The organism is Thermosynechococcus sp. PP555, from assembly GCF_031583225.1.
In the GTDB taxonomy this organism is placed as follows: Bacteria; Cyanobacteriota; Cyanobacteriia; order Thermosynechococcales; family Thermosynechococcaceae; genus Thermosynechococcus.
In genome coordinates this window covers 2,129,914-2,146,892 of sequence record NZ_CP134168.1, presented here as the reverse complement: position 1 = coordinate 2,146,892, position 16,979 = coordinate 2,129,914, and the positions used below count along the sequence as shown (strand labels likewise).

Genomic DNA, 16,979 nt, shown 5'->3' with positions numbered 1-16,979 from the left:
TGATTGTGCCACGCTACGGGCGGGAACGGCGGGCAGTGCCTAGGGGATTGAGCCACTCCAACAGACACTCCTCCAGAATCTGCATTTCGGGAAAGAGACTTTGCTTGATCCACTGGCCGACGGCATCTAGGGGAGAAAATTCTGCGCCGACTTGCCACTTGAGTCCTTGGCTGAGGGGGGTGAGGTGATTCCCCGGTAGCTTCAAGGCAGTGACCATATCGCCAAATTTGGCTCTGAGGAGACTGCGCAGGCGGGCTGTTTGGTCAATATCGTCCTCTTGGAAACGGATCAAGAGATTACGGCGCACAGGATAGCGCTCTTGAATCAGTTTTTCGGTTTCTGTCGGGCTGGGACTGAATTCGACACCCACGGGGGCAAGGTTTTCTATCCAAGGAATGGATTGACTGGCGGGGTAGTTGTTGAAGGCCATGAAGAGATTGCCGGCGCGATCGCCATCGTAGAGGCTATTGATCAGCAGGTGGAGCTTGCAGCCCATACTGTGTCCCAAACCATAGATGGGCAATGCCGCTGGGTAGCCTCGGCGATAGATCAACCAATCAAGGGCATAGTCGAGTTTATTTAGCACATCGAGGGCGATCGCCCCATGGTCAAAGGTGTTCACAAAGGGCGTGGCAATAATGCCATAGCCGGCTTCGGCAAGATGCTCCAACAGACGGCGGTAGGTTACTTGGGGTGCGGTGGCCACAAAGGCGCCGCCGAGAAAGTGAATCCACCCCAAGGGGCGCGGGGGAATATACAACCAATTGCCGCGAACTTCTTGCCACTGCAAAATCAATGACTCCAAAAGATACCTCACTGCTAGTAATCTAGCGAATACAAGAGATGCGGTGGGAGAGCCCAAGAAATGATTCAGACGATCGTTGGCAGTGGTGCAGCAGTCCTCGGAGCCATTGCGGCTTTGATCTTCTTGGCCTTGGAATGGCGGTATCGGCGGCGGCCAGCCCATCCCCTTGAAGTGATCGGTGCCACTTGGAATCTGGAAATCTATGAGCCAACCCACTACCGTTTTGTCGGGCTATTGGGACTGAGCAACCCCCACCGTGGCCTTGAGGTGATGGTGCCAGACTTACGGGCAGAGGTGGTGCTATTGTCCGATGGCCGTGTCGATATGATTCAGACGGATGTGCAGGTCATCCCCCGCCACCCGGAGCCAGAGTTTCCCCCCCGTGCCGATGGCTATTGGTTTGCCTATATCGTCAAGTCCACCAAGCAAACGAATGTCGAGATTTGTGTGGATTTGCAGGGAATTGGCGTGAGCGAGGTCAAGGCTGCTTGGGTCAAGATTCACTACATTGCCTATGGCCCCCACGGTCGCTTTGCCAAAACCCACCATGAATTTATCCCCCTCAAGTTTCCGGCCACGGGAGATACAGGTGTGTGGCGACAGGCGGAGAGATGTCAGGTACTCCCCATTCGCACCCATTTACTGACGCCGTTGGATATTCCCCTAGAGGTGCTCAATCGCTATGTGATGCCCCATGCCCAACCTGGAGACATTGTTGCCATTGGGGAAACACCCCTTGCCATTATCCAAGGTCGCCTCAAGGATCCGGCACAAATGCAACCGGGGTGGGTAGCAACGCGGGTGTGTCAGTTTTTCTTGCCCACCTCAAGTTTGGCCACCGCCTGTGGCATGCAAGCGCTAGTGGAGGAAGTGGGAGCGCTACGGGTACTCTTGGCCTTTTTGGGGGGGGCGATCGCCAAAGTCTTTGGCCACAAGGGCGGATTTTATCAATTGGCTGGCGAACAAGCCCGCCTCATTGACGATGTGACAGGTACTCTGCCCCCCTACGATCAATTTATTGTTATGGGACCTGTTAACCCCCAAGCCGTCGTGGAGGATCTAGCAGCAAAAACGGGTTTGGGCATCGCCATTGTGGATGTTAACGACCTAGGGGCAGTCAAGGTGCTTGCCGCTAGCCAAGGAGTCTCCCCTCACTTCCTCACGACTGCTCTGAAGAAAAACCCCGCCGGTAATGCCGATGAGCAAACACCCATTGTCTTAATCCGGCCTTGCGGTGTTTCTCCGAGCTCGACTGAGGGTTTCCTAGACAAGATGCATTAGCTCTTATGGCCAACATTGCGAAGAAAAATATAATTCTGTTTCTTTAAAACATTGCGGGTTTCCATTAATTCGGCTGGGAAAGAATCCCAGCACAATTGAGCGGGATTTGAAGGCGGCGCGAGATCGTGTTTCCATTAATTCGGCTGGGAAAGAATCCCAGCACTTACTTATAAAGGCGATGTGAAAAAATGCTCAGACGTTTCCATTAATTCGGCTGGGAAAGAATCCCAGCACGCTTAGTTGCAATATCTACATAATCAGCCAGCATTTGTTTCCATTAATTCGGCTGGGAAAGAATCCCAGCACGTTCAGCGGGATTTTACCGCTTTAGTTGAGTAGTTTCCATTAATTCGGCTGGGAAAGAATCCCAGCACTATCTTTTGCTGACCGCTATGGGCGGTCAAACACGTTTCCATTAATTCGGCTGGGAAAGAATCCCAGCACAGCTCAGAACTAGATATCTTTTATCACGATAAACTGTTTCCATTAATTCAGCTGGGAAAGAATCCCAGCACCATCAAGAAATTTACGATGAATTGCTTTTACTTTACCCGTTTCCATTAATTCGGCTGGGAAAGAATCCCAGCACATTCGATTTTACAATTATCGCTTTCTTGAAGGCAGTTTCCATTAATTCGGCTGGGAAAGAATCCCAGCACCATCAAGAAATTTACGATGAATTGCTTTTACTTTACCCGTTTCCATTAATTCGGCTGGGAAAGAATCCCAGCACTTGCTCAGGGACAAATCCCTGAAAACTGGAAACCTAGGTTTCCATTAATTCGGCTGGGAAAGAATCCCAGCACAAAAATCATTGAAAACAATCATGTTTATCTAGACGTTCGTTTCCATTAATTCGGCTGGGAAAGAATCCCAGCACGTAGTTTACTCAAGAGGAAATTACTTATGGGTCTCGTTTCCATTAATTCGGCTGGGAAAGAATCCCAGCACCCCCAGTTTATTAGCACTGTTCTTCCGCGTGTATCAGTTTCCATTAATTCGGCTGGGAAAGAATCCCAGCACCAAAAAAATCTTGATAAAGACTTTCAAAAGTATCTAGTTTCCATTAATTCGGCTGGGAAAGAATCCCAGCACAGCGTGAATTTCTTGCGGGGTACACAATCCCCGAGTTTCCATTAATTCGGCTGGGAAAGAATCCCAGCACATTAAACTTTTCTGAAAATTTTTTGCCCATTTCTTGTTTCCATTAATTCGGCTGGGAAAGAATCCCAGCACGCCAAGGGAGGGGGGATTTTTTTGTGCCTATTAATGTTTCCATTAATTCGGCTGGGAAAGAATCCCAGCACATATTTTGAATCTCACAACAGACGCGGTGATTAAGTTTCCATTAATTCGGCTGGGAAAGAATCCCAGCACAAACGCGAGGCGGTGATTAATTGGTATACAGATGCGTTTCCATTAATTCGGCTGGGAAAGAATCCCAGCACCACATTTTACAATTACATGTGATATTTTCTTTTCTATAGTTTCCATTAATTCGGCTGGGAAAGAATCCCAGCACCCCCCGCCGCCCGAAGAAGACTTAATCAAGTGGATATTGGTTGTTTCCATTAATTCGGCTGGGAAAGAATCCCAGCACATCTTCTTTCTTTGCGTATTTCAAATATTCAGAGGTTGGTTTCCATTAATTCGGCTGGGAAAGAATCCCAGCACACAATAACTCAAACTCTTTTCGATACCTATTCCACGAGTTTCCATTAATTCGGCTGGGAAAGAATCCCAGCACTTCCGAGCGGGAATTCCTTGCGGGGTACACAATCCCCGAGTTTCCATTAATTCGGCTGGGAAAGAATCCCAGCACTATGAGATCTGTAATTGATCTTCCTGCAAGCGGTATCGTTTCCATTAATTCGGCTGGGAAAGAATCCCAGCACTTGCTTTAACTACAAAACGGGTATCCAAAGAAAGATGTTTCCATTAATTCGGCTGGGAAAGAATCCCAGCACGTGGTAGTGGCAAAACTTCTAAAAGTGTACGACTAGGTTTCCATTAATTCGGCTGGGAAAGAATCCCAGCACAAACTGGCGACTTATTGAATCTTTAGCCAAAATGCGTTTCCATTAATTCGGCTGGGAAAGAATCCCAGCACGGCACCCTCCTAGAAGGTGCTCTACGACTACTATAGCACAGGTCATTTTCAAGCACCTAGACGGGATCATTTTTTTGTTTTTGTAAAATTTTTAGATCCGTAGGGTCACAGGACGTGAAAGTCACTCTGGAACTGAATTTCGGGAAAATTCAAGCACCTCCAAATCTGTTAGAAATTGCTCAAAGCGTTGTGGAGACTGGGTTTGAGAAAATTGCCGAGCTGAGAGGATATTTTTGTCCAGAGGTGCTTGCATGGCTACCGCCATCGGCCAACCACTGCCCCTTTGGCTTGAGCACTAAAGACGAATGGCTAAAGCAATGACGCCAAAAGCAATGAGGAGCACACCGCTCACAGGGGTAATCCAACTCGACCACTGCCGCAGTGCCAAGAGCCTTTGCAAGGCACCGCTAAATACTCCGACTAAAATCAGCGGCGCGACATACCCTGTTGTATAGGCCAACAGCAGACCAGCCCCCGCCACTAGCTTTTGGGTTGTGGCCACCCATGCCAGCAGCGTTGCCAAGACCGGCGTACTACAGGGTGCTGCCACAAGGCCAAATGTTGCCCCTAGGGTATAAGCTTGCAACCCCGCAGGAACCCGAGCCGGCAGTTCCTCTAGGAAGCGACTGCGGGGAAAGCTCAGGGGCAAGGCATTGAGCAAATTTAAGCCCATGGCGATCGCCACCAAGCTCACCACGATCGTTAACCCCCAGCCCACCTGACCATAGATGCGACCAGCAACAGCAGCAATCATCCCCAACAGGGTTAAGGTGGTTGCGAGGCCAAGGGCAAACCCAAGAGACTGGCGCAAGACGGAGCTATTTTGCTTTGTAGCGTAGCCGGCGATGTACCCGACAGTAATTGGCAGCATCGAAAGGGTGCAGGGAGTCAGACTTGTGAGCAGTCCCGCCAGAAACACAATACCGACACTGATCACGGTGAGATCACTCAGTTGAGCCGTCACCCATTGGTTGGCCCACTGTTCTAGGTGGTAAAGTCCTAAGGTTAAGCTGGCCATCGTTCTAGGGGCTAAAGGAAACACTAGGACCGGCAGTGACAATCACCAGTCGCTCTGGATCAATCAGATCCCGCAGAGTGTGATTAACTTCATCCAAGGTCACCTGCTGCAGGCGATCGCTAAACTGCTGGAGTTCTTCTGGGGGTAAATCCACGCTGGCATTCCCTACAAGCGTCCGCGCCACCACATCCACATTGGCCAATTCGACAAGGTAAGTATTACTGAGGCTGCGCTTGGCGGCTCCGAGTTCGGCGGCGGTGAATCCTTGGCGGTGGGCATCCCTGAGAAGTTGCAAGGTGGCCTGAATGGCCTTGGCGGTATCCTCAGGGGCGGTTTGCAATTGAATGATAAAAGGCCCTGCTTGACGACTGGCACTAAAGAAGCTGTAGATGCCATAGGTCAACCCTTGGCGATCGCGAATCTCTGTGCCCAAGCGACTGGCCAGCGTGTCTCCCCCTAGGATGTGATTCATCAGCATCGCTGCGTAGAAGCGAGGATCGCGGCGATCGATCCCCGGCGTCCCCAGATAGGTAATCGCTTGGCTCTTACCGGCAATCACCGCATTCTTAAAGAGGGTTTGCTCGGGCGGTGAAACTGCAGGAAAGGTTAGGGACAGGGGATCCGTTTGGGGTTGCCACGAGCCAAAAATTTCATTGAGGCGCGATCGCACCTCCACAGGGTCAAAATCTCCCACGAGGGTCAAAATCGTGTGATCGGGGGTATAGGCGGCACGATAAAAGTTCAACAGGTCTGGGCGTTGAATTGCTTGTACAGATTCAGGAGTGGCAAAGGGATGCAGGGGATGATTGGCGGGATAGAGGGTTTCTTGCAGGACGCGGCGCCCCCAGCGCACAGGATCATCCGCCTCAAGACTCAGAGCCGTGAGATAGCGTTGTCGGCTGAGCTGAAACTCCGACTCTGGGAAGGTGGCTTCTTGAAGCACTTCACCAAGGGTTTGCAAGAGGATGGGTAGCTCACTGGCCAAGGCATAGGCCTCAATATCCACTCCATCGCGGAAGGCGCTGAATTCTAGGCTAATGCCACGATCCTCAAGGGTTTGTGCCAGCGTCAGGGCATTTTTGCGCCGCGTGCCATTGAGCAGGTTCGCAGCCGTCAGGTGAGCCACCCCCGGTTGGGTCAAGAGATCGTAGGCCGTTCCAGCGTCAATGCGCCCCGCCAGCGTAATCGTTGGTGTACTGCGATCCACGAGTAAGAGCACCCGCAGGCCATTTTTCAGGGTAAAGGTTTCCACCCCGTTGCTTTTGACCTCAGGGGCAGCCTGCCCACTCCCTTGGGGTAAATAGGCGGCAATGGTTTGCGGATCTACAGGCTCACCGACAAGATTATGGGCGGTGGTTTGGGCACCCGGCCGACCTGAAAGCTCAACATCGGCAAATTCACTGGGAATAAATTCCCCCACAATCCAGCGATCGCGCCCAAAGTAGGTTTGCACCACTCGTTGAACATCCGCAGCCGTGACTTTTTCAATGGCCGCAAGGTGGCGATCGCTAAAGCGGTAATCTCCCGTCAGGGTTTCATCGTTGGCTAGTTGACTGGCTTGGGCATCAATGTCGCGATTGCGCAGGATAAAGTTGGCCTTGAGCTGTTGTTTGGCGCGTTGCAGTTCAGCGGCACTCAAGGGACGCTCTGCCAGCTGGTTGAGAATCTGGCCAATGGTCTGCTCAATGGTCTCAAGGGATTGCTCCGGGGCCGCGATCGCGCCAATTTCAAACCAGCCCCCCGCCTGTAACGCGGCCACATAGGAGTAGGCCGAACTGGCTTGACCCGTTTCCATCAATTCCTGATACAAGTACGAACTGCGTCCGCCACTGAGGAGCATATCCAGCACATCCAAGGCCGCCTGATCTGGATGGGTCATCGCTGGAATGGGTACCAAAATCTGTAATAGCGGCGCACTTCCCGGTTCTGTGAGGCGAATTCGCTGGGCTTGACCTGCCGTTGGCGGCGGTAATGAAGGAGACTTTAGAGGGTCGGTTGGCCGAGGAATCTGCCCAAAGGTTTTCTTGACCAGTTCCAGTGCCCTTGGGGGACGGACATCGCCAGCAATCACCACAACCGCATTATCAGGACGATAGTACTGGTGATAAAAACTCTTCACCGCTGGCAGCGTAAACTGCTCCACATCACTGGCCGTTCCCCCCACTGGCAAGCCGTAGGGATGATGGGGATAGAGGGCGGCCATCACGGCTCGACTGAGGCGATATTCAGGACTATTTTCATAGCCTTGCAGCTCCGAGATCACCACCCGTTTTTCACTCTCAAGGGCATCGGGGGTCATCAGGGTATTGCGCAGGCGATCCGCCTCGAGAATCAGCAGTGGTTCTAGTTGGTCAGCGCGCACCGTATGGTGGTAGGCGGTCATGTCGTAGCTGGTAAAGGCATTGGAAGAACTGCCAAGGGCATAAAACAACTGACCAAACTGGACGGGACGGCTCTTGGTGCCCTTAAACATCAAATGCTCCAGTTGGTGGGCAATCCCATTTTCCCCCTTGGGCTCATGGCGCGAACCCACGCGATACCACACCTGCAAACTCACCACAGGGGCGGTGGGAATCTCTTTAATCAGAACCGTGAGGCCATTGTCTAAAACGGTTTTGGTCACACCACTACTGAGTCCTGCGACGGGGTTCAGGGGAAAAATCACAGCCAAACTGGTACTCAAGAGCATCAAGCCAATAAATAAGAAGATCTTAACGAATTGTGGAACCAGCCCTAGGGTCATCGTTGTAGTTAATTCCCTTGGTGGGCGATCGCGCTCACAAGTGCTGTAATCGCCGGGGAAAGACTCGCCAGAACAACAACGGATGCCGCCGCAATAATGATCGTTGTTGCCATCCGCACCATGGCATCGGTTCCCCGTTGATAAACTTCAAACTTGTACTCTTGATTTTTCACCTGAGTGGCTAACTCACTCACATCCCCTTGCAGTTTGTGCACATCAGTTTGGAGCTTTTCGACATCCGTTTGTAGTTTTTCAACATCGGTGCCGAGTTTCTCCACATCTACACGCAGCGCCTGCAACTCGCTGAGTACCTTGGCTTGAAATTCCTGCTCGCTCATCCTACACATTCTCTGCACCACCTCATCTTCATTCTGGCAGAGAATGCCAACTGCCACCTAAGGTACAAAGCGCAGGAATTTTTTCTTACCCACTTGCAGCACTTGGTTCACATAGGGTTCCGGTGCCGTGAGGGTAAAGTCCACATCCGTAATTTTTTCGCCGTTGAGACGCACCCCACCCCCTTGGATCTGTCGCCGCGCTTCGCTGCTACTGGGGCAGAGTTTGGTGTGACTGAGCACATAAGTCAGCTTCACAGGGAACTGAAACTCCCCAAGGGAATACTCTGGAATCGATCCCGCCTGTGCCGTTTGTCCTTGGGTGACGATCGCGGCTAGTTCCGCTTGGGTTTGCAGGGCGAGATCGCGCCCATGGTACTGACTCACGACTTCTAGGGCCAAGGCCTTCTGGCGATCGCGGGGATTGGTGGGTAAACTGTCCAAGGGCAAATCCGTGAGCAACTCAATGTATTGGTTCACCAAGGCATCGGGAATTTTCTCCAGCTTGGAGTACATACTGGCTGCCGACTCCGTAAGCGCCACATAGTTGCCAAGGGACTTCGACATTTTCTGTACTCCGTCCGTCCCCACCAAAATCGGCATCAGCAGACCAAATTGCACGGTGGGCAAGCGAAAATGGCGCTGTAAATCGCGACCCACAGCAATGTTAAATTTTTGATCGGTACCCCCCAGTTCCACATCTGCCGCCACCGCCACTGAATCATAGCCCTGCATCAATGGATAGAGAAACTCATGGAGAAAAATGGGCGTTTCCTTGGCGTAGCGTTCGGCAAACCCCTCCTTGGCCAGCATTTGGCCAACAGTCATCGTTCCCAGTAGCTCGAGAATTTTCCGCAAGTCCAGCTTGGCGAGCCACTCCGAGTTGTAGCGAATTTCTAAGCGGCCGGGGGTCTCAAAATCCAAAATGGGCTTCACTTGCTCAAGGTAGGTTTGCACATTGGTTGCCACCTCCTCAGGGGTGAGTTGTTTGCGCACCTCCGACTTCCCTGTGGGATCGCCAATTTGAGCCGTAAAGTCACCAATAATCAGCACGGCACAGTGCCCCGCATCCTGAAACTGGCGTAACTTGCGCAGGACAATGCTATGACCGAGGTGAATTTCGCTGCCCGTGGGATCAATGCCAAGCTTAATTCGCAGCGGGCGCTCCATTTGCCGCAAATAGACCCAGAGATTTTCTTCGGGTTTGGTGGAATCAGGGACATGGGGAAAGGTTTCGACAACGCCGCGCTGCAGCCGTGCAATTGTGGCCTCAAGGTCTGAAGACATCACTTGATTGGGCATTGGATTGGGCATTCGATTTGGGCGAGGACATTTTCTGGTCTAGGATGGCTATGATAGCAATCAATTGCGATCGCGCGGCAATCTTGCTATCCCTTACTTTTATCCCAATAAAAAAATCATATACGAAGCAAAAAATAATTGGCGTCAGGAAGCGACTGTCGTGTCCACCACTACCCTTGGCAAACACCCCTCCCAAACCCGCCCCCAAGATGAAAACTTCTGGCGTGGGGTCCTGCGAATTGCTAACCGTACCTTCCTTGTCGGGATGACCTTTGGTTGTGCGGCAATCGGCGGGGGGCTGCTGGGCTTGGCGATTAGCTTTCGGAATTTGCCGGATGTGCGATCGCTGCGGGGCTACATTCCCAGTGAAACGACGCACATTTACGATGCTAAGGGCACCCTCCTTGTCAGCCTTCACGATGAAGAAAACCGCGAAGTCGTTCCCCTCAGCGAAATTTCGCCCAGTTTGAAGCTGGCTGTGATGGCGATCGAAGACAGTAGCTTCTATCAGCATCGCGGTATTAATCCCATTGGTATTTCCCGTGCCTTAATGGTCAACCTCACCTCGGGGCGTACCGTACAGGGTGGCTCTACCCTGACGATGCAATTGGTGAAAAATCTCTTTTTGTCTCAAGATCGCTCCATTAGTCGTAAAGTGGCTGAGGCTGTCCTGGCCATGCGCCTCGAGCAGATCTTCAGCAAAGATGAAATTTTGGAGATGTACCTCAATCAAGTCTATTGGGGACATAACACTTACGGCGTACAAACCGCCGCCCAAAGCTACTTCAAAAAAAATGCCGCTGATCTCACGCTTGCCGAAGCTGCCATGATGGCTGGCATTATCCAAGCGCCCGAGGCCTATAGCCCCTTTGTGGATTTTGACCTCGCCAAAGAACGGCAGCAATTGGTGCTGGATCGGATGGTGGAATTGGATTGGATCACCCCCCAAGAGGCCGCTGCTGCTGCCCAAGAACCGATCAAGCTGGGGGAAATTACCTCCTTCCAGCGCAGTCGCAGTCCTTGGATTACCGATGCTGTGTTACAGGAGTTGACCCGCCAGTTTGGTCGTGAAGCGGTCATCCGTGGGGGAATGCGGGTACAAAGTAGCCTTGATGTCAAGGTGCAAAAAATGGCCGAAGAGGCAATCCAACGCGGCTATCAAACCCTACGGGGCAGTGGTGTGCGCGCCGATCAGTTGGCTTTGGCGGCGGTAGATCCACGAACGCACTATGTCAAAGCCCTTGTCGGCGGTGTGGACTACAACCGCAGTCAGTTTAATCGCGCCACCCAAGCGATGCGTCAGCCGGGGTCTGCCTTTAAGCCCTTTGTCTTTTATGCTGCCTATGCCAGTGGCAAATATACGCCCGATTCTGGAATTAACGACTCACCCGTTAGGTATCGCGATGGCAGTGGGTGGTATGTGCCGCGAAATTACGATGGCTCCTTTATGGGTGGGATGTCTATGCGTATGGCTTTGGCCATGTCCCGCAATATTCCTGCCATTGTTCTTGGCCAAGAGGTGGGTATTGAGCGCGTTATTGAAATTTGCCGTACCCTTGGCATTACCAGTCCCATGCTTCCTGTGGTTTCTCTACCTCTGGGGGCGGTGGATCTGACGCCCTTGGAAATGGCCGCTGCCTATGCCACATTCGCCAACAATGGCTGGCAATCCCCCACCACGACGATTATTCAAGTTACGGATAATAATGGCAATTTGCTCTTGGATCACACCCCTCGCCCCAAACTGGTGCTGGATCCTTGGGCGGCCGCAGCCATCAATGACACGATGAAAAGTGTGATCACCAGTGGGACAGGCACAGGTGCCAACATTGGCCGACCCGCCGCAGGGAAAACAGGCACCACCTCTTCTGAGCGGGATATTTGGTTTGTCGGTTATGTGCCGCAACTCTCAGCCGCGGTTTGGGCAGGGAATGACAACTATGCGCCCCTCGGGCAGGGGGCAACGGGGGGTGGCTTTATGGCACCCATTTGGCGGGATTTCATGAGTCAGGCACTCAAGGATGTGCCCGTCGAAGACTTTACCCCGATGTCGAAGTTCCAGCGACCCAAGCCGCAGCGGCAAACAAATTAAGGATTGGTTTTTGAACTGGGTTCTGCGCCATTGAACCCATTGATGATTGCTTGGGTTGTGCTTGGGCGTTGCAACTCATTTGCAGAAAGTTCAGTAAAACTATTGTAATTATTCTCAATAAGCTGTGGTTGTTGCAAATGACACTTGTTGTCGGCTATCATGCAAACCAAATATCGGCAGATCAGGCGAATCTCCTATGCCACTTTATACAGCAGCAGCCTTAAAGGCAGAACTGAACGAGAAGGGCTGGCGGTTGACGCCACAGCGAGAAACCATTCTCAATATTTTCCAGAATCTGCCTAAGGGCAACCACCTGAGTGCTGAAGACCTGCACCATGAGTTGCGTAAACAGGGACACTCCATTAGTTTATCCACCGTTTATCGCACTGTGAAGTTGATGTCACGGATGGGTATTCTGCGGGAGTTGGAACTGGCCGAGGGACACAAGCACTACGAACTCAATACAATGTCTCCGCACCACCATCACCACATGGTGTGCGTGCAATGCAACCGCACAATGGAGTTCGACAATGATACGATTCTCAAGCAGGCTCTGAAGCAGACGGAGAAGTATGGTGTGCAATTGATTGATTGCCAACTGACGATCTATACCATTTGTCCAGAGGCGTTGCGGCGCGGTTACCCCGGCCTGCCGGAAAACTGGGTCTGTAGTAGCGCGATCGCCCACGGCACAGAACCCCCCTCGCGGGGTAAATAAGGGATGCGACGACCCTTCGCGATCGCCCTTGTTGGCATAGCTGCTTTGCCCCCTCAGAGCCTAGGGGTTGAGTTTCCCGATGGTCGGGTGGCCTTTGATCAGCCACCCATTTTTGTTGAAGCCAATACCCGCTATCCTCAAGTGTGGCTAACGAATACCACCTACAACTTCATTGTGCAGATACCGACCACCGCAGGCGAACCCCTTGCCCGGCTCGACATTCAACAACTGCCCGGCATTGAGACGATTTACTTTTTGCCCCAACGTACCCGTGCTTTTATCGGCGATCGCTCCCGCCAGCCGATTCCCTTGGGCAAGGTGACCTTTGATGGCCATTCAGCGCTGCTCACAGTGACCTTTGATCCCCCTGTGCCACCGGGGTGGTACCTGCGGGTTGAGGTTGCTCCTGTGCGCAATCCCCAATGGGATGGGACGTATCTTTTTGCTGTGACAGCCTTTCCTCGGGGGGGAGATCGCGCCATAGGTCAAAATATCGGCACGGGGCGCTTGCAGTTTTACCGCAATTCTAATTTTTTCTAACGTGACCGTCTTTGCAACATTACCGCCGCCGCTTCAGCCGGGCGATCGCCTTGCCGTCGCCTTTCCTAGTGGTGTCCTCCGCCAAAGGGAACCTTTTTGGCAGGGAGTGGCCTGTTGGCAAGCTCAGGGCTATGAGGTGATTGTCGATGAGGCGGCCTTTGCCGGCTGGGGCTACCTTGCGGGTGCCGATCAACAGCGGCGCGATCGCCTGCGGCACTTATTGCAAGATGATTCTATTAAGGGTATTCTCTGCGGGCGGGGCGGATTTGGAGCGACTCGTCTGTTGGAGCAGTGGCAGTGGCCAGCGGTATCGCCGAAATGGCTGATTGGTTTTTCGGATATTACGGCTTTGCTGTGGAGCTATGCTAACCAAGGGGTGGCCGGTGTCCATGGCCCAGTACTCACCACGCTGGCGGCAGAACCCCTTTGGAGTCAGCAGCGGCTTTTTGATCTGGTGCGGGGCAAACCCCTAGAGCCGCTCTTGGGAACGGGTTGGGGGGGCGGTGTGGTGCAGGGTCGTCTTTTGGTGGGGAATTTAACAGTCGCGACTCATTTACTGGGGACGCCTGATTGTCCTTCTTTTGAGAATGTGATCTTAGCCCTAGAGGATGTGGGTGAAGCCCCCTATCGCATTGACCGCATGTTGACGCAGTGGCGCCGCAGTGGTGTGTTGCATCAGATTCAGGGGATTGCCCTCGGTCGTTTTAGTCGCTGTGAGGATCCCACCACCCAACCCAATTTTCGCGTGATTGAGGTTTTGGGCGATCGCTTGGCGGATTTGGGGCTTCCCATTGTCAGTGACTTGCCCTTTGGCCATGAGGGGGTCAATGCTGCATTACCGGTGGGGGTGGCAGCTGAGCTAGATGGCGATCGCGGCTCTTTGCGGCTATTGCTCTGACCCAAAATCAAAATACCACCTCTGCCAGTGCCGAGATTGGTAAAAACTAATCCCACTCATAAGCAGAAGGCGATCGCGGGCAAACAATGAAATGAAAATCTGGGTGATAAGATTGCCCAGGAGTTTCCGAGTCGCTATTTCTTAAGCAGCTCACTTAACTTGGCGTTGATTTGGTCTAAGGTCTTAACAGGTTGGCCATAACGGCCAATTCCCCGACTGTTGGGCAAACTAGCCCATTCCCAAGATAGCTTGTCTAGGGCGTTCGCTACTTGGAGCTTATCGATATTTTCCAAGGCTCCTCTCCTATCAATTAGGTAGAGTGCAGCCTGATCTTGGTTGTCTGGAGAAAAGTCCGGCAGCTGTAGGGCTTTCCGACACTCATCCCAAGTCGAAGACAGGAACTGGTACTTCCCCGCCGCGTCACTGCACAATCTGCCTGCACAGTGAACCTTTCGGGGGTGGTCTTGAAACCCGTCGAACTTGACACCGGTAAAGCAGACTCGGTATCCATCTGGGCCGGACGTTCCCTCGCACCAGCTAATTAACTCCAGCCAAGCCCTGCGGACTCTATCCACAGTGTATTTACTCCTAACTTCCCCTATATCTAGCGTGTGATGGACTTCCAAGTATGTTGGCCGAGCTTGAGACCGCAGCCACCCTAGTATGCGGTCTAAATCGCGCTGGTGGGGCGTCACAATACACCCGGCAGAGCCACGACCGTTAGGCGTGTGGTAATTGCTATCTAGATGCAAGCCAAAGCCGGAACGGCCATAAGTGCGGGTGCCTGCTATAGGCAGCAGATCTACCCAGTATTGGCCAATTCCAGGTCCCCAACCCTCGGCACGGTACTCTATTGGGCCGAGGCGGTATTTCCCAGGCGGAATAGGTCTTAAAGACCCGGGATAGTCAGAACTACCACTGTTCAGGATCTGAGCACTAGGAGCACCGGAATACACATTGACCCGATCCACCCGCCGATCGCCATTAACTAGCCAAAGATTCCATCGAATTAGCCCGTTATCGCGAATTTCTGTTGGAAGGCACAGTAGGTGAACCATCGTTTAACAAACCCTCTACTGATTGAAAGGTGTAGCTTTTAAGTAGGTTAACTCCGAGCATCGAGCTCAAGAGGATAACTATGAGTAGCTGCTTAAACTTCGCATCGTTTTTAATTTCGTTCAGATCCGAGTCTAGCTGCTCTAATCGCGTATCCAGTCTGGAGAGGATTTTTAGCAGCTCGATTACTTGATCTTCCATAAGTAGCTCCCAGTATCCAACTACCATGCGTTTCCTCTCCAAAATCAGTCGCTATTAGTCGATCCCGTTCCGCCCCCATTAGAGAACGGGCTCCCAACGTCTGGAGGGTTATCGATGTAAGCCTGATCTGGTACGAAATACTCTCCAGCCCATTGATAGATCTCGTACTGGCAGTCTCCGAACCAGTAAGGAGGAATAATCTCCCAAACATAAGTCCCGTCATAGGTAGGGGGCAGGTAAACAATGCGGTACTGCCGTAGGTAGAGCTTATACTCCGCGAAGGCAGCAAAGGTCCCGAACTGGCGATCGCGCTGACCGGCGATTGGATAGCCTCCCCGAAGCATCCCGCCGTATTGCCAGTGTGGTCTCGCAAGCACCGAGCCAACACCCACCAGCAAAATATTGGCTTCGGTAGCAAACGAGTAAACCCCAAGCCTTCCATTCTCGTCGGGATATTCGCTCCACCCCGCGTCGCCGCTAACTCGCGCGAGCAACTGCCAGTTGGCGCGGCGCCAGTTACTCGCTACGTAAGGCCCGCTCACGGTCAATTCACCCTAACCAAAATTAATTTCAGAGAAGATAAGAGGCAGTTAGGAACGAAAAGCCTTCCTCCCAGCGGCTTGCAAGCTCGTAAGGCTCTGCCACCCCGGTCTCGGCCAGAACGCACGCGAAATCTTCCGGATCGATTTTGCCGTCAATGAAATCGTGGGTAGCTTTAGAACGAGTTAGCATTCTTCGAACTTCTTCTTCCCACTCTTCTTCGTTCATCCAGGGATACCAGATAGCAGGAACCGCAAATAAGTGTTCGAGCCGCCAAGCCTCTTCTAAGTCAATACCCTGGTCATTAAATTGAGGTTCCATAGCCGCGTAGCCTTTCCATAATGAGATAAGCTCGGCCATTCTTGCCGCCCAAGAGGGCTTGTTTGTCCGCACCCTCAAAGATCGAGTTAAATGTTGCAATTTGCTCTGCAGGAGTTACGTGGCTTTGTTTGGCCGAAATAGGAGAAGAATAGTGCGATTGGTTTCCTCCCTGAGCGTTTTCGTAGTATTGGATCCAAGAAGTCCCCCACTGTGTTCTTTTGCGAGTGGGAGTGGCGGTTCCTTGGTACCAGCGAACGGTAGTCGGGTAAATAGCCGACTTGCGCACGGAGGGGGCTTCCTTATACTCGGAAACTTCGAACAGGCCCAGCTTTACGGCAGTAAGTCCACCCACTTCTGGATACTTGACTTTAAAGACTAGTGAGCTTCTAGAGTTGTTGCTGCCCGCTTTAGTCAACAGGCACGAAGCATAGACTGCCTCTTTCCTGTTTTCCAGTGGGGCATAAGGCTTCTCACTGGGCTGCCGGTTTCGCAAGGCCTGCTCCCGACGTTCAGCAGCATCAGCTTTTCTCTGGTAATACCAAGCCCTCTTGATCCGTCCCATAGCGGACTCCCTCCTAACCCAACTAAGCCAAATTCAGATTACTGTTGTGGCCCGACTGCCGCATTCGGGTCTACCGGCATCTCCGCGACAATGCTAGCGGTCATTCGAGTGCGGATTTGCCCGTCCGCAGCAATTGTGGGAGTCGAAGGCACTAGGGGCGGAAACGCATTGAGCCGCTGGCCCGCGGGCGCATTTTGATTAGCGGCCGTCTGAGCTGAGCCTGCGGCGCGGATAAGCTTAAATAGCGTCTCCACAACACCGCTATCGCTAAGCTCATCGATGGTATCGCCGGAAATCGCGGAAGGGATTAGGACTACCCCGTAGTTTTGGTCTTCTAAGACGCTACCAGAAGGCAACGCACTGGCAAGCTGGCTAAAGGTTAAATCTGCGGGCATGGTTCAGTACAGAACTCGACACCACCATCAGTAACTGCCCCTGCAACTGAAATCAATTGGGG

The 16,979-nt window shown here is 52.4% G+C and carries 13 protein-coding genes and 1 CRISPR repeat array; of the genes, 5 read left to right on the top strand and 8 right to left on the bottom strand.

The features are described 5' to 3' along the window. Nucleotides 1–13: 13 nt before the first annotated feature. Nucleotides 14–790, bottom strand: a complete 777-nt coding sequence (locus tag RHH27_RS10590; protein WP_302679163.1) for a DUF1350 family protein — start codon at nt 788–790, stop codon at nt 14–16. A gap of 75 nt (nt 791–865) precedes the next feature. On the opposite strand from RHH27_RS10590, the gene RHH27_RS10585 reads away from it, so the two are divergent. Next, the gene (locus tag RHH27_RS10585; protein WP_302678241.1) at nt 866–2,086 is read left to right on the top strand and encodes a F420-0:Gamma-glutamyl ligase; all 1,221 of its coding nucleotides are present in this window, start codon (nt 866–868) and stop codon (nt 2,084–2,086) included. A 57-nt stretch (nt 2,087–2,143) separates the two neighbouring features. Further along, a CRISPR array of direct repeats spans nt 2,144–4,196; the repeat unit is 36 nt; unit sequence GTTTCCATTAATTCGGCTGGGAAAGAATCCCAGCAC. A gap of 295 nt (nt 4,197–4,491) precedes the next feature. On the opposite strand, the gene RHH27_RS10580 is transcribed toward RHH27_RS10585, so the two are convergent. The 4 genes from RHH27_RS10580 to tyrS are packed head-to-tail and all read right to left on the bottom strand — an operon-like array spanning nt 4,492 to nt 9,579. After that, nucleotides 4,492–5,214, bottom strand: coding sequence for a cytochrome c biogenesis protein CcdA (locus RHH27_RS10580; RefSeq protein WP_206200096.1), 723 nt, complete (start codon nt 5,212–5,214; stop codon nt 4,492–4,494). 4 nt (nt 5,215–5,218) lie between these two features. Then, nucleotides 5,219–7,957 (bottom strand): pitrilysin family protein, encoded by a 2,739-nt coding sequence (locus tag RHH27_RS10575; protein WP_302678240.1) that lies wholly within the window; start codon nt 7,955–7,957, stop codon nt 5,219–5,221. 8 nt (nt 7,958–7,965) lie between these two features. Next, complete coding sequence (locus tag RHH27_RS10570) at nt 7,966–8,295, bottom strand: hypothetical protein (protein WP_149819198.1); 330 nt, start codon at nt 8,293–8,295, stop codon at nt 7,966–7,968. Nucleotides 8,296–8,352: 57 nt separating this feature from the next. Then, complete coding sequence (gene tyrS, locus RHH27_RS10565; protein WP_206201686.1) at nt 8,353–9,579, bottom strand: tyrosine--tRNA ligase; 1,227 nt, start codon at nt 9,577–9,579, stop codon at nt 8,353–8,355. 175 nt (nt 9,580–9,754) lie between these two features. Between tyrS and RHH27_RS10560 the strand changes: the two genes are divergently transcribed. The 4 genes from RHH27_RS10560 (at nt 9,755) to RHH27_RS10545 (ending at nt 13,842) form a co-directional block, all read left to right on the top strand. Next, nucleotides 9,755–11,686, top strand: coding sequence for a transglycosylase domain-containing protein (locus RHH27_RS10560; protein WP_399372871.1), 1,932 nt, complete (start codon nt 9,755–9,757; stop codon nt 11,684–11,686). A 196-nt stretch (nt 11,687–11,882) separates the two neighbouring features. After that, nucleotides 11,883–12,404, top strand: a complete 522-nt coding sequence (locus tag RHH27_RS10555; RefSeq protein WP_206200092.1) for a transcriptional repressor — start codon at nt 11,883–11,885, stop codon at nt 12,402–12,404. 3 nt (nt 12,405–12,407) lie between these two features. Beyond that, nucleotides 12,408–12,944, top strand: coding sequence for a DUF2808 domain-containing protein (locus RHH27_RS10550; RefSeq protein ID WP_302678239.1), 537 nt, complete (start codon nt 12,408–12,410; stop codon nt 12,942–12,944). A 1-nt stretch (nt 12,945) separates the two neighbouring features. Continuing rightward, on the top strand, nt 12,946–13,842 hold the full coding sequence (locus tag RHH27_RS10545; protein WP_206200090.1) for an LD-carboxypeptidase: 897 nt from the start codon (nt 12,946–12,948) through the stop codon (nt 13,840–13,842). A gap of 1,301 nt (nt 13,843–15,143) precedes the next feature. On the opposite strand, the gene RHH27_RS10540 is transcribed toward RHH27_RS10545, so the two are convergent. The 3 genes from RHH27_RS10540 to RHH27_RS10530 are packed head-to-tail and all read right to left on the bottom strand — an operon-like array spanning nt 15,144 to nt 16,522. After that, on the bottom strand, nt 15,144–15,641 hold the full coding sequence (locus RHH27_RS10540) for a hypothetical protein (RefSeq protein ID WP_302678238.1): 498 nt from the start codon (nt 15,639–15,641) through the stop codon (nt 15,144–15,146). 28 nt (nt 15,642–15,669) lie between these two features. Next, nucleotides 15,670–15,960, bottom strand: coding sequence for a hypothetical protein (locus RHH27_RS10535; RefSeq protein ID WP_302678237.1), 291 nt, complete (start codon nt 15,958–15,960; stop codon nt 15,670–15,672). Next, nucleotides 15,944–16,522, bottom strand: coding sequence for a hypothetical protein (locus RHH27_RS10530; protein WP_302678236.1), 579 nt, complete (start codon nt 16,520–16,522; stop codon nt 15,944–15,946). Before RHH27_RS10530 ends, RHH27_RS10535 begins: the two co-directional genes overlap by 17 nt. Between the last annotated feature and the right edge of the window lie 457 nt (nt 16,523–16,979).

Bases quoted from the DNA above. Each gene is read 5' to 3' on its own strand.
- RHH27_RS10585 (WP_302678241.1), top strand. From the start codon at position 866: ATGATTCAGACGATCGTTGGCAGTGGTGCAGCAGTCCTCGGAGCCATT.
- RHH27_RS10580 (WP_206200096.1), bottom strand. From the start codon at position 5,214: ATGGCCAGCTTAACCTTAGGACTTTACCACCTAGAACAGTGGGCCAAC.
- RHH27_RS10575 (WP_302678240.1), bottom strand. From the start codon at position 7,957: ATGACCCTAGGGCTGGTTCCACAATTCGTTAAGATCTTCTTATTTATT.
- RHH27_RS10570 (WP_149819198.1), bottom strand. From the start codon at position 8,295: ATGAGCGAGCAGGAATTTCAAGCCAAGGTACTCAGCGAGTTGCAGGCG.
- tyrS (WP_206201686.1), bottom strand. From the start codon at position 9,579: ATGTCTTCAGACCTTGAGGCCACAATTGCACGGCTGCAGCGCGGCGTT.
- RHH27_RS10555 (WP_206200092.1), top strand. From the start codon at position 11,883: ATGCCACTTTATACAGCAGCAGCCTTAAAGGCAGAACTGAACGAGAAG.
- RHH27_RS10550 (WP_302678239.1), top strand. From the start codon at position 12,408: ATGCGACGACCCTTCGCGATCGCCCTTGTTGGCATAGCTGCTTTGCCC.
- RHH27_RS10535 (WP_302678237.1), bottom strand. From the start codon at position 15,960: ATGGAACCTCAATTTAATGACCAGGGTATTGACTTAGAAGAGGCTTGG.
- RHH27_RS10530 (WP_302678236.1), bottom strand. From the start codon at position 16,522: ATGGGACGGATCAAGAGGGCTTGGTATTACCAGAGAAAAGCTGATGCT.